We start from the raw sequence: 12,753 nt of genomic DNA, 5'->3' as shown, positions 1-12,753 counted from the left end.
GCAACAGTGCCGAAAAAACGGCTCCGCTCGCTGAAGGATCTGGATAAATCTGCATTGGCGCTCGCCAGCGCATGTTCGTACCTGCTGAAAGAAGAAACACCGGACGAATCGATTCGTGCTGAGGTGTTCAGCTACATCCCAAGGCAAAAGCTGGCTGAAATCATCACGCTTGTCCGTGAAATTGCCCGGCCCTCAGACGATAATTTTCATGAAGAAATGGTGGAGCAGTACGGGCGCGTTCGTCGTTTCCTGCCCCATCTGCTGAATACCGTTAAATTTTCATCCGCACCTGCCGGGGTTACCACTCTGAATGCCTGTGACTACCTCAGCCGGGAGTTCAGCTCACGGCGGCAGTTTTTTGACGACGCACCAACGGAAATTATCAGTCGGTCATGGAAACGGCTGGTGATTAACAAGGAAAAACATATCACCCGCAGGGGATACACGCTCTGCTTTCTCAGTAAACTGCAGGATAGTCTGAGGCGGAGGGATGTCTACGTTACCGGCAGTAACCGGTGGGGAGATCCTCGTGCAAGATTACTACAGGGTGCTGACTGGCAGGCAAACCGGATTAAGGTTTATCGTTCTTTGGGGCACCCGACAGACCCGCAGGAAGCAATAAAATCTCTGGGTCATCAGCTTGATAGTCGTTACAGACAGGTTGCTGCACGTCTTTGCGAAAATGAGGCTGTCGAACTCGATGTTTCTGGCCCGAAGCCCCGGTTGACAATTTCTCCCCTCGCCAGTCTTGATGAGCCGGACAGTCTGAAACGACTGAGCAAAATGATCAGTGATCTACTCCCTCCGGTGGATTTAACGGAGTTGCTGCTCGAAATTAACGCCCATACCGGATTTGCTGATGAGTTTTTCCATGCTAGTGAAGCCAGTGCCAGAGTTGATGATCTGCCCGTCAGCATCAGCGCCGTGCTGATGGCTGAAGCCTGCAATATCGGTCTGGAACCACTGATCAGATCAAATGTTCCTGCACTGACCCGACACCGGCTGAACTGGACAAAAGCGAACTATCTGCGGGCTGAAACTATCACCAGCGCTAATGCCAGACTGGTTGATTTTCAGGCAACGCTGCCACTGGCACAGATATGGGGTGGAGGAGAAGTGGCATCTGCAGATGGAATGCGCTTTGTTACGCCAGTCAGAACAATCAATGCCGGACCGAACCGCAAATACTTTGGTAATAACAGAGGGATCACCTGGTACAACTTTGTGTCCGATCAGTATTCCGGCTTTCATGGCATCGTTATACCGGGGACGCTGAGGGACTCTATCTTTGTGCTGGAAGGTCTTCTGGAACAGGAGACCGGGCTGAATCCAACCGAAATTATGACCGATACAGCAGGTGCCAGCGAACTTGTCTTTGGCCTTTTCTGGCTGCTGGGATACCAGTTTTCTCCACGCCTGGCTGATGCCGGTGCTTCGGTTTTCTGGCGAATGGACCATGATGCCGACTATGGCGTGCTGAATGATATTGCCAGAGGGCAATCAGATCCCCGAAAAATAGTCCTTCAGTGGGACGAAATGATCCGGACCGCTGGCTCCCTGAAGCTGGGCAAAGTACAGGTTTCAGTGCTGGTCCGTTCATTGCTGAAAAGTGAACGTCCTTCCGGACTGACTCAGGCAATCATTGAAGTGGGGCGCATCAACAAAACGCTGTATCTGCTTAATTATATTGATGATGAAGATTACCGCCGGCGCATTCTGACCCAGCTTAATCGGGGAGAAAGTCGCCATGCCGTTGCCAGAGCCATCTGTCACGGTCAAAAAGGTGAGATAAGAAAACGATATACCGACGGTCAGGAAGATCAACTGGGCACACTGGGGCTGGTCACTAACGCCGTCGTGTTATGGAACACTATTTATATGCAGGCAGCCCTGGATCATCTCCGGGCGCAGGGTGAAACACTGAATGATGAAGATATCGCACGCCTCTCCCCGCTTTGCCACGGACATATCAATATGCTCGGCCATTATTCCTTCACGCTGGCAGAACTGGTGACCAAAGGACATCTGAGACCATTAAAAGAGGCGTCAGAGGCAGAAAACGTTGCTTAACGTGAGTTTTCGTTCCACTGAGCGTCAGACCCCTTATTTGAGTAAATGCGATTTCTGCCAGAAGGGCGGCACAAAAAAACCCGACTGGTGAGATCGGGTTTTTATGTTTTGCCCCGGATGGAGGCGGGAACACCTAAACAATTGACGGTTAAATATTACGCCATGAGTGCAGTAAATGCAAACCACCCGGAATAGGGTATACTGCGCGGGTCAATCTGTTGACGTTCTTCTCCAGCCCCCGCTTACGCGGCGTGAACGGATTAAAGCCCTGGTTGAAAAACAGGTGGTGCTGTTTCAATGCCCTGGCTGGAGTGGGAACATCTAAACAATTGACGTGAGGTAGCCGCTGTGACAGGCAATGTAAGGGCGATCAGCGGTGTTCCTGCTCTGTATGGAGCAAACGGATGATTAACTTGTTAATCGTCGTTCTGCGGGCTGTTGTTGCAGTGTCTAACGCTGTGATAGCGGTCCTGGAGCTGATCCGGCAGTATTTTGACTGACCGGAAACGTAACTAAAGGCGGGGGGACCACTCCCCGCCTTTTAACACAAACCTTCAGTTTACAGTCTGTTTAGCGGCCGACACCCACTTATACAGACACCCAACCGACAGGTTCAGATCAGCAGCAATTGCCTTAACTTTTTCCCCCGTTACTTTTCTGGCCTCCATCCTTTTCACGGCTTCAGCCCTGAGCGCTTCTGGTACCACTTTCACTACTGGCGAGTGCTTCCAGATCTGATGTGTCTGCGCTACGTTTCGCGCAGCCACTTTATGCAGCCTGGTGCTGGTTGCACGTTCCGGGGCGTGCTTCCTTCCTTCAGCCATGAGCGCGAGCTGTTCATCGGGATTAATCTCGCCTCGCCGTATGCGGTTCAATACATTCTCTCTGCACTGACGGGAATGGCTGACGCTGGCAAGGGGGGTGTGTAACGGAATAGCCCAGCGTTCGCGGTATTCCCTGGCGTTCATCTGATGGGTTTTGTTCAGGTGCGGAGCCAGGAACGAGAAGTATTTTCCACACTCCAGGCATTGAATTTTTTCCGTTAATTCTTCTTTATCAGCCATCGTTTGGCCTCCTGATTAACAACGCCGGCAAACGCCGGCGTTCAGGGTTACATCTCGATCATCGGAAACAGATCGTCTTCCTGGTGGTAAAGCACGTCGTCTGTGTCCGTCCCATCAAGCCAGTCAGCGAACAGTTCAAACAGGCACACCGACATTTCCTCCGGTGAAATTGCGCCACACTGCAGCTCGTAGAAGACCTCAATTTTTTCCAGCAGGCTGTTGGCCGCTTTGTCGTAGCCGAACAGCTTGATCGGCGGGAAGTGCATTGCATCCGGGTTCGTTTCCGCCAGTTCATCATCCTTACGTTCCGGATAGATGCTGTACAGCGTCGCCGGCGATGGCGGTAATACCTCGATAAAGCGGTTTATCCGCATCGGCAGTTCGCTGGAAAACTTCTCATTGTCCGGAATGTAAAACGCTGCGCTGCGTACCAGGGCATCCTGGAAAGAAATTACCCCCTGACCTTCGGTCTGCTTACGCAGCTCACGAATGTTCACGCGGTCCTTTTCACGGATTTGGTACAGATCCCCTTCCCGGACCGTTTTGGAAAACGTGCCGTGTTCGGCTTCCTGCCCGGAGAGCTCTGAATAATAATCCTGGCCGACGGTTTCGCGCAGTATTTCAAAGGTTTTCCGGTCTTCAATCGACTCAAAATATTTCACGCGGGTGTTGGCGATCAGCGAATCCACCTCGCCGTTCGCGCCGCGGGCGAGCGACGGGTGATCCTGGGAGGAAAATACGCCCATTTTTTCCAGTGAACGCATCTGCGCACTCAGCGTATCCATACCGCTGGTGAAATACTGGCCCAGCTCGTCATAAATCAGCCCGTATGGCGCCTGATTATTCAGCGCGTGAGTGAGCAGGACTTCCTCTTTTTTCCCTTCCAGCTGGTAGCCCAGGTCCTTACTGATGGTCATTCGCTGCAGCGTCACATATAAACGGCCAAGCGTGGCCGCTTCACCGCGTGACAGCTCCAGCGACGGGATCATGACGATGAGAATGCGGTCATTGTGGAAAATATCGTCCATCCGGATATCGCCGCTGTCTTCCGGAAAAACATGGCCATAAGTTTCATTGAACAGGGAGAGCGTCTTCAGGAACTGACGGCTCATGTAGTTATGCTGTTCGAAGGCGCGGGCTTCCCACGTTTCCGGGTATTCCGCGTTGGCCAGCAGGAAGCCTGGTGTATTTTCCAGATAACTTTCCAGCGCGGCGTAACCCTCGCTGTGCCAGCCGTTTTTCTTTGCCTCAACGTACAGCGCGGCCATTGCCGGCAGCGACATGTTTTTCTGAATAGTGCGCTGTGACAAAAGCAGTTCGCCGCGGGCGCGCTTATAACACAGGGCATTGATCAGCGCCGACATCATGGCTTTTGCCGTATCCTGCCACTGTGCCGAATCTCCGCCCACCTGGGGGAGCATGGATTCCATCAACTGGATGATGAAGGTCGGCGGGGCAACGCTGAAGAGGTTGACTGAGTTGGATTGCGCGGGGATGCTTTCCTGCTTCACCAGGTTCACGAACCTGTCAATACTGCCGGTCAGCAGGTTGAGGACGTAATAATCATCCTCACGGCCGAAACGGCGCGCCAGCGACCAGGTGGCGAAGGCCAGCTTGTTATCTGCTTTACCGTCTGAGAGGCAGTAGCCACGGCACCACAGCAGGAAGTTAACGATAAACCCATAGAAGGTTTCGGTTTTACCCGACCCGGTGGTACCAAAAAATACCATGTGGCGCAGCAGGTCCGTCATGTTCAGCCACAGCTCGCGGCCGAACAGGCGTCCCCGCTCATACCCGACATATAAAATTCCCTTCGCTTTCTTTCGCTCCCGGACCTTATGCGGGATGCGAATGGGCCCCAGACGGTATTCCGCCTGGGTTTCCGTGGTCAGGGTGTCGTCGAACATTTCGCAGTCTTTCGGCATTCGCAGCGGTGGCCGGAATTTACGATCCGTGAATGCCACCATCAGCGGCGGAAGGATGAGGATGCTCAGCAGCATGGTAAAGGGGAGAAACAGACCCAGCACGGTCAGTATGGCCAGCAGGCCAAACTGTACGTTCGGAGTGAGGAACCACTCCATGAACGAACCATCTGGGCGGATGACTTTTTTACTGTCTACAGATTCCTGTTGCATAGCGGCTCCGGGTTATTCTCCTATTGCCTGCTGCAGGCGGGCATCGTCTTTGACGACGGAAACCGGGATCACATCACCCGAATCGGCAACGATGGACGGGGTGCCGATAAACCCGAATTTCGCAAATGCCATATTGTTCGCGTCAACCAGGCGGGCGCCGGTGGTATCCGGGGCTGTTTTCGGATCGTCAATTTTCGGGTTCATGGTGGTGTATCCCATGTTAATCGTGTCTTCCCAGCTTTTCAGTCGGGTATCTTTCCCGGTATCGAGTACAGGAGCGGCGCGGACCATCGAGCGCAGGTCGCCATAAACGGACACGGGGAAAATCTCGACGTTATAGCGTTTGCTCAGTTCCTGCAGCCGGGGTTCCAGCGCGCGGCAGTGCGGGCACATCGGATCGGAAAACACATACAGGGTGTGTTTATGCCCGGTTGAAAGCGAGATCGTAAAGCGTCCGCTGGTGACGGCATCTTTCAGTGACAGCAAGTCGTTATCAGCCAGTTTTTTAGGGGCTTCAGGTGCTGCCTGAACCTGCAGCTGCTCCGGCGCAGTGACAGGCTGCTGCAGACCCGGCGCGGGAGCATACGAGTTTGCCTGCAGTGGCTGTGCCGGCTGATGCATATTCATCAACGCGCCGTTGATGGAGACGATAAAGCCCAGCGCGGCGACTGGCCAGAAGATAAAGTTAGACAGCCGGCGCACGGCATTGAGTCCGCGCTGCTGTTTCAGCTTTTTACGGATATTGTTCAGCGCCTCGATGGCCTGATATTCGTTTTCAAAGCGGAACAGCTGCACCGCTTCACCAGAAAACGTATTGTGCGTCAGGATGTGGCCGCTGCCGGCATCATGGCCAAGTCCAAAATGACAGGCTGACAGGGGGAAGGAGTGCAGGGCTTGTTCCTGGTAGCTTCCGTCAGCGGAAAGATAAAGTGTGTTGCGATCGGTTTTTACGGTGAGTTTCATACTTCCTCGCTTAGAGTTCCAGGTGATCGGGACGGGTTGCCGGCTGAGGTTTAGCCGGCGTCGGTTCATCGTCTGTCAGTCGCAGACTGTTGTTCGGGGTGTCGTGCGGAGCTGCAGGCGGCGTAGCCGGCTCGTCTTCCGCTTCAGCGTCAGATTCAAATGCAAATGGCGGTATAACGTCTTCCTGCCAGTGAGCGACCGGAATGGCGGGATCGCGGCGGTCAATATGGCGGTAATGGAGCAGATCCAGCTCAAGGCCCAGCACGGCCGCCCGCACGGTTGGCGGGAATTTCGCCGCCTTTTCTTCATCGAGCGTCAGCCGGTAACTTTCGCACTGACTCCAGGCAATAACGCCACCTCCTTCAATGAAGAACTTCCCGCGGCCGGCGCTTGAAAGTGCATACCATAACGTGCGGTCCACGCCTTTCAGCCACCGGAAATTTGCGGATGGCAGCTGCAGGTCATCATCGAACAGCGCGTAGAGTAGCGAACGGGAGCTGCGGCGCCCCTTTGCAAATTCTCTGAACGCTTCGCACTGGCTGGCGACGGTCCAGAGCCCGGCGGCCAGCGAATAATCAGGGAAGCCGTCTTTAGTCCGCAGGCAGGAACGGTTGAGATCGTCGAGAATGGATTTAGCCGTTGGCCGGTCGCCCATAAACCGCAGATGTACAAACGAGGCTGCGAGTGCTTTTTCCCAGGGTGCCAGGGAAAGGGCCGCCCCTTCGGGAGCCAGGTTTACCTGTGACAGGAATACCTTATGTGCGGCTTTTTTACGGAGGCGGCGTTTAGCGGTATCAATCAGGTTATGTTCCTGGGCAAACTCAACGGGTGACTGCGCGCTGCGTGCTTCTTCCGGATCTTCATTCAGCAGCAGCTGATCGAGGTGGCCAAACCGGGCGAGGATATGGGCTATCCCCGGATAGTTTTTTACCATCACCCAGGGCAGGTTCCGGATGGTCAGTTTACGGGTCAGACGGTAGTAAGGATTGCGCGAGATAACCCAGACGAACAACCCGATGATTAAAATGAACAGGGGAAAGAGCACGCTGGCCGTGTCGTTCATCACGCTGATAAAGTCCCACAGCGAAACCTGGTGATTATACCGCGCCGCCGACAGCAGCATGTCCCGGCGCTCGGTCGCATTACCCGGTGTAATGGCGTCCGGCAGTACACCGTAGATCCAGTAAAGCAGGCGACAGGCTCCGTAAATCACATAATCACGAAAGCCAAACCACATCACTGTGATCATGATGAGAAGGGCCCCGATAATCATCAGGCCATCATCCCCTCCCCCTTTCCGTTGTGGCTGGTTTTGCATCAGAACCTCAGAGAATTTTGGTAAACCTTCCCGATATACCAGGCCTTACGCGCCGGCGTATTGGAGTGATAGCGGCCGACACCCTGCCAGAAATCCCCCCCTTCGAGAATGATGTTGTATTTGAGGATGTAGGCACTGGCCATTGCAGAGGCGCAAAAGTCGTGCTGCAGCTGCTCCGCTCTCACACCAAAATCAGCCGCCAGCTTATTCGCCCAGATGGTGTTTATCTGGAATGCGCCGTAATCGTAAGTACCGTTTTTGTTTTTATTTTTCATTCCCGGTTTCCCGCCTTCAGTCAGCCACAAGGCGAGGAATCCACGGAGAGGAATGTGATAAATCTGTGCTGCTTCAACCATGCAGGTTGGCAGCGGGATTGAGGGCGGGGCATCAACCATAACAATCTCCTAATGATTTCTATTTCGAGTAAAAAATATACCATCAAAAGGAGATTTTTTTAAATCATTTTGGTGCGCATAATTGAGAGGGTGTCAGAGGAATTTTATTTGCCTTCGACAGAGACAATGTTGCCCTCATTCGCATTTTCCCATGTCGGGATTTCGCCACTCAGCGTGCAGCGAAGCGTCTCTTTTCCGACGGTAAGCCGTGCGCCACTGCTGTAGTAATGACTTTCATACAGGCAGGCGGTTTTCTTTTGTTCCGGGGTCAGTGTAAGACTGGCATTCTGATCCTTTGCCAGCAGTTGTACAAGATGTTGGTTTGTCTGTACCTGTTCACCCAGAATGCTGCTGAGCAACGAATCGGTTTTCGGCGCGGATACACTCTGAGCAAAGGCACTGCAACTGATTACGGATGCGGTCAGAATGAGAGCAATCTTCGTGTTGGATTTCATTTCACTTTCTCCATTAAAAAAATCGGTAATCATTTTCTGGATCATTTAAATTAGGTCTGAAAACCGGCCTGAGTGTCAAGCCGATTCTGTTTAAAAATTAACAGGGGATAAAATGATTCAGTCACGTAATAAATATCTGCAATTTATGCTGGTTCTGCTGGCAGCCTGGGCCATAGCCTGGGGGGCCCTGTTTGTCATGGGGCAGACCGTTCTGCTCTATGGGCTGGGGAAAAATACGCTGTTCTTCATTCATGGTGCTGTTCTGGTGTACCTGCTGTGTGTGTTCCTGGTTTACCGCCGCTGGGTCGCACCGCTACCGGTTGTTGGCCAGCTGCGTAACGTTGGCGCACCGTGGCTGGTCGGTGCGATGGCCGTGGTGTATGTCGGAGAATTTCTGCTGGGTAAAGTGCTGGACCTGCCCGCTGAGCCGTTTATGACGAAACTTTTTGCCGATAAATCCATACCCGACGTGATCCTGACGTTGCTGGCCATCTTTATCCTTGCACCGCTGAATGAGGAAACGCTGTTCCGGGGGATCATGCTGAACGTCTTCCGTTCACGGTACCGCTGGACGATGTGGCTGGGGGCGCTGATAACGTCATTGCTGTTCGTCGCCGCGCACAGCCAGTATCAGAACCTGCTGACCCTGGCAGAACTGTTCCTGGTGGGGTTGATTACATCAGCTGCCCGGATCAGAAGCGGCGGCCTGCTGCTGCCGGTATTGCTGCATATGGAAGCAACCGCGCTGGGTTTACTGTTTGGCTGAAAGTTATATTTTTATTAAACATTGCGCGTTAAAGCCTGGTATGTTTTTTTAGTGGATGTTATATTTAAATATAACTTTTATGGAGGTGAACAATGCATACCACCCGACTGAAGAAGGTTGGCGGCTCAGTTATGCTGACCGTTCCACCGGCACTGCTGAATGCGCTGTCGCTGGGTACAGATAATGAAGTTGGCATGGTCATTGATAATGGCCGGCTGATTGTGGAGCCGCACAGACGCCCGCAGTATTCACTGGCTGAGCTACTAGCGCAGTGCGATCCGAATGCTGAAATCTCGGCTGAAGAACGTGAATGGCTGGATGCGCCGGTGGCTGGTCAGGAGGAAATCTGACATGGAAAGAGGGGAAATCTGGCTTGTCTCGCTTGACCCTACCGCAGGTCATGAGCAGCAGGGAACGCGGCCGGTGCTGATTGTCACGCCGGCTGCTTTTAACCGCGTGACCCGTCTGCCTGTTGTTGTGCCCGTGACCAGCGGAGGCAATTTTGCCCGCACTGCTGGCTTTGCGGTGTCGCTGGACGGCGCCGGCATACGTACCACCGGCGTTGTGCGTTGCGATCAACCCCGGACGATCGATATGAAAGCCCGCGGCGGCAAACGACTCGAACGGGTGCCAGAGGCTATCATGGATGACGTTCTTGGTCGTCTGGCCACGATTCTGACTTGACCCATTGTTTCGACAGAGAACCATCATGATGAAATCAGGAAATTTGATAAGGTATTTGTGGTTTTTTATCTGCGTTGTCACATGCCTGGTGATGGCGTATTTATGCAGCATGGTTAATCCATATGATGACAGAACTTTGTCCTCCGCCTTTACCAGCTTTCTGAGGCCAATCGGGGCCGGGTTTGGTACGGCGATTGTCCTTATCCTGATCACTAGCATTGCGCGAGAGCTGCGGTGTTTCTGCAATAAATAAAAGCGTGCCGGCCCGATATTTATGCCGGCATTGCCTGTTTCCTGAAGTCTGCAATATACTGTATATAAAAACAGTTATTGGAGGCTAGATTATGGCGCTGGATCTCGTTTATCCCCGGCCTTCAGTGGAAGGCGCCGCACTTCCTTTTTTTGCCGAACCCGTTGCGGCCGGCTTTCCCAGTCCGGCCGCAGGCTATGAGGCAAATGAACTTAACCTGCATGATTACTGCGTGCGGCGTCCGGCCGCAACGTACTTCTTGCGTGTGTCCGGAGATTCTATGCGTGATGCCCGCATTCATGATGGCGATGTGCTGGTCGTCGATCGGGCAGAAGAGCCCCGGCACGGCAGCATCGTGATTGCCAGCATCGATAATGAATTTACGGTCAAGCAGCTGCAGCTCCGCCCTTACCCCTGCCTGATGCCGCTGAATCCGGCTTTTCCGCCAATCAGGTTTGATCCGGAGGCGCTGCAGATATGGGGTGTGGTTACGTTCACTGTTATGAGTCACCGCCCGTGTACGCCTTAATCGACGTCAATTCGATGTACTGCAGCTGCGAAGAGGCGTTCCGCCCTGATTTGCGGGGGCGCCCTGTGGTCGTCCTCAGCAACAACGACGGGGCGCTTGTTGCGGTCAATCGCGCGGCGAAAGCGCTGGGAGTGCGCCGCGGGGAACCCTATTTCCGCTGCCGTCGCCTGCTGGAACAGCATAACGTCGCCGTATTCAGTTCCAACTACACCCTTTACGCCTCATTCTCCGCCAGATTTGCAACCGTAGTGGAAAGTCTGGCGCCGCGGACGTTTGTTTACTCAATTGATGAGCTCTTTGCGGATGCGTCTCACATGGAGGGCGTGATGTCGCCGCAGGCGTTTGGCCAGCTTTTGCGGGCTGAAGTGCTGCGCCAGACAACGCTCACCTGTGGAGTGGGCGTCGCGCCAACGAAGACGCTGGCCAAGCTGTGCAACCACGCCGCAAAGACGTGGCCTGCCACCGGGGGGGTTGTGGCGCTCAGTGATCCTGTGAGACTGAAAAGGCTGATGAGCCTGGTGTCGGCCGGCGATGTGTGGGGGGTTGGCCATCGTACCGAAAAAGGGCTGGCGACAATGGGGATCAAAACGGCGCTGGCGCTCGCAGAGATGGATATCCGACTTGCACGCCGGCTGTACGGTGTGACGCTGGAACGGACCATCCGTGAGCTGCGTGGCGAGGCCTGCTTTGCCCTGGAAGAAGGTACCGGCGCGAAACAGCAGCTTGTTGTATCCCGCTCGTTTGGATCGCGGGTCACGCAACTGGCGCAGATGCAGCAGGCGGTGACTAAATATGCCACACGGGCAGGGGAAAAGTTGCGCCAGGAAAACCGTCTGGCGAAGGTGGTAACGGTCTTTATCCGCAGCAGTGCTTATGACGCCGGCGGTGTGCCCTACAGTAACCAGGCTACGGAAGTGCTTTCCGTGCCAAGCCAGGATACCCGCGACATCATCGCCGCGGCGCAGCTGGGGCTGTCGCGTATCTGGCGTGAGGGTGTGCGGTATGCAAAAGCCGGCGTGATGCTCAGCGATCTGCAGGGACATGAAACCCAGCTGGATCTGTTTGCGCCGGCTGCAGTGCGGCCGGGCAGCGAAAAACTGATGGCCACCATCGACAAAATAAACAGGGAAGGAAGGTCAAGGGTCTTCTTCGCCGGGGAAGGTATTGATCCGGAATATGCCATGCGCCGTGAAATGTTGTCTCCGGCCTACACCACGCAGTGGAAGGATATTCCCGCGGCGTTTATGCGATAACAGCGATGTGCAGGCCAGTCTGTCAGCCCTGCAGCCGTTCCTGCTCCTGCAGCAATGCCAGATGGTATGCGGCAATGGCGTTCACCACCCCGGCCGTCATCCGTGCATCGGCGATTGCCGAGTGTGCCTCCCCTTCCCAGGCCAATGCTGCCTGACTGGCCGCGCTGGCCAGCGAAATGGTGCCATAGCGATTGGTGGCCCCAAAATACCCTGCTGCCAGCTCCATCGCGCAATATACTGTCAGTTCTCCCAGCCAGTCGGCCGGATCGCCATGTGCGGCGGCCGTCTGTTTCAGAATGCGGGTATCAAAGGGGGCGTTAAAGATAATCACTGGCCGGTCCCCGATGGCGTGTCGCAGCTGCAGCGCCACATCTGGCCAGGATGGTGCGCCGCTGAGTGCCGGCTCATCGATACCATGCACGGCGGCGGCCTGCGCCTCGATGGCGACCGTCGGCTTCAGGCGGGTTTCAAATATCACCCGGCCGGCCGCATCGGTCAGGCCGATTTCCAGCGCTTCTGCGGTATTACCCAGCCCCGTCGTTTCGGTATCCAGAAAGAGCGGCGCCAGACTCAGCCAGTCGTGTGCCCGCCGTGCCATCCGGCCACTGGTGCTGTTAAGCCGGGACAGGACGGAAAGACGCAGGCCGGCCTGCTGCTGCTTCTCGGTCGGCGGCCGTTTTTCCCGCATCGGAACACAGTCTGCAATGCGGTATACGGCGTACTTGCCGCCATAGGCGCTTTTGTACCATTTCACCGGCTCAGCACCGGGAGCCGGCTTCATTCTGAATTCATCGCGCAGGCGCCCTTTCGTGAAGCACCGATCGCCGGCTATCGCCTCTGCGCGTCGTGTGGCCAGCTCATCATTCTTCAT

General features: G+C 54.6%; 13 protein-coding genes and 1 pseudogene. 7 read left to right on the top strand and 7 right to left on the bottom strand.

Annotation, left to right across the window (positions count from 1 at the left end):
• Positions 1-3: 3 nt before the first annotated feature.
• Positions 4-2,037 (top strand): annotated as a pseudogene (locus tag AC4OVS_RS00970) (Tn3-like element Tn3 family transposase); the annotation flags it as partial.
• A 437-nt stretch (positions 2,038-2,474) separates the two neighbouring features.
• Positions 2,475-2,570 (top strand): DinQ-like type I toxin DqlB, encoded by a 96-nt coding sequence (dqlB, locus tag AC4OVS_RS00965; RefSeq protein WP_004206884.1) that lies wholly within the window; start codon positions 2,475-2,477, stop codon positions 2,568-2,570.
• 54 nt (positions 2,571-2,624) lie between these two features.
• Here dqlB and AC4OVS_RS00960 read toward each other — a convergent pair whose 3' ends face one another.
• The 6 genes from AC4OVS_RS00960 to AC4OVS_RS00935 all read right to left on the bottom strand — a co-directional run bounded on the left by AC4OVS_RS00960 (position 2,625) and on the right by AC4OVS_RS00935 (position 8,400).
• Complete coding sequence (locus AC4OVS_RS00960; RefSeq protein WP_011091091.1) at positions 2,625-3,134, bottom strand: MucR family transcriptional regulator; 510 nt, start codon at positions 3,132-3,134, stop codon at positions 2,625-2,627.
• Positions 3,135-3,181: 47 nt separating this feature from the next.
• The gene (locus AC4OVS_RS00955; protein WP_011091092.1) at positions 3,182-5,269 is read right to left on the bottom strand and encodes a P-loop NTPase family protein; all 2,088 of its coding nucleotides are present in this window, start codon (positions 5,267-5,269) and stop codon (positions 3,182-3,184) included.
• Between the two features lie 12 nt (positions 5,270-5,281).
• The gene (locus AC4OVS_RS00950; protein ID WP_012579091.1) at positions 5,282-6,232 is read right to left on the bottom strand and encodes a DsbC family protein; all 951 of its coding nucleotides are present in this window, start codon (positions 6,230-6,232) and stop codon (positions 5,282-5,284) included.
• A 10-nt stretch (positions 6,233-6,242) separates the two neighbouring features.
• Positions 6,243-7,550 (bottom strand): secretion/conjugation apparatus DotM-related subunit, encoded by a 1,308-nt coding sequence (locus AC4OVS_RS00945; RefSeq protein WP_011091094.1) that lies wholly within the window; start codon positions 7,548-7,550, stop codon positions 6,243-6,245.
• Positions 7,550-7,825 (bottom strand): lytic transglycosylase domain-containing protein, encoded by a 276-nt coding sequence (locus AC4OVS_RS00940; RefSeq protein ID WP_077256341.1) that lies wholly within the window; start codon positions 7,823-7,825, stop codon positions 7,550-7,552. The genes AC4OVS_RS00945 and AC4OVS_RS00940 overlap by 1 nt, the downstream gene beginning before the upstream one ends.
• 224 nt (positions 7,826-8,049) lie before the next feature.
• Complete coding sequence (locus AC4OVS_RS00935; protein WP_011091096.1) at positions 8,050-8,400, bottom strand: DUF1496 domain-containing protein; 351 nt, start codon at positions 8,398-8,400, stop codon at positions 8,050-8,052.
• Between the two features lie 112 nt (positions 8,401-8,512).
• Here AC4OVS_RS00935 and AC4OVS_RS00930 point away from each other — a divergent pair, with 112 nt between their 5' ends.
• The 5 genes from AC4OVS_RS00930 to umuC all read left to right on the top strand — a co-directional run bounded on the left by AC4OVS_RS00930 (position 8,513) and on the right by umuC (position 11,882).
• Complete coding sequence (locus AC4OVS_RS00930) at positions 8,513-9,166, top strand: CPBP family intramembrane glutamic endopeptidase (RefSeq protein ID WP_011091025.1); 654 nt, start codon at positions 8,513-8,515, stop codon at positions 9,164-9,166.
• Between the two features lie 92 nt (positions 9,167-9,258).
• Positions 9,259-9,516: a type II toxin-antitoxin system antitoxin PemI gene (gene pemI / locus AC4OVS_RS00925; protein WP_011091026.1), complete on the top strand. Its 258-nt coding sequence runs from the start codon at positions 9,259-9,261 to the stop codon at positions 9,514-9,516.
• Position 9,517: 1 nt separating this feature from the next.
• Positions 9,518-9,850 carry a type II toxin-antitoxin system toxin endoribonuclease PemK-mt gene (gene pemK-mt, locus AC4OVS_RS00920; protein WP_011091027.1) on the top strand — a complete coding sequence of 111 codons (333 nt, stop codon included), beginning with the start codon at positions 9,518-9,520 and terminating at the stop codon, positions 9,848-9,850.
• 344 nt (positions 9,851-10,194) lie between these two features.
• Positions 10,195-10,629: a LexA family protein gene (locus AC4OVS_RS00915; protein ID WP_011091030.1), complete on the top strand. Its 435-nt coding sequence runs from the start codon at positions 10,195-10,197 to the stop codon at positions 10,627-10,629.
• Positions 10,617-11,882, top strand: coding sequence for a translesion error-prone DNA polymerase V subunit UmuC (gene umuC, locus AC4OVS_RS00910; protein WP_040027898.1), 1,266 nt, complete (start codon positions 10,617-10,619; stop codon positions 11,880-11,882). Before AC4OVS_RS00915 ends, umuC begins: the two co-directional genes overlap by 13 nt.
• Positions 11,883-11,904: 22 nt before the next feature.
• Here the strand turns inward: umuC and AC4OVS_RS00905 are convergent, their stop codons facing one another.
• A complete protein-coding gene (locus tag AC4OVS_RS00905; RefSeq protein ID WP_015058924.1) occupies positions 11,905-12,753 on the bottom strand; it encodes a 3'-5' exonuclease in 849 nt (282 codons plus the stop codon).

The organism is Enterobacter sp. 4974935, from assembly GCF_058661735.1.
Note: the sequence above shows the minus strand (reverse complement) of the source record. Positions and strands in the feature narration are given on the sequence as shown.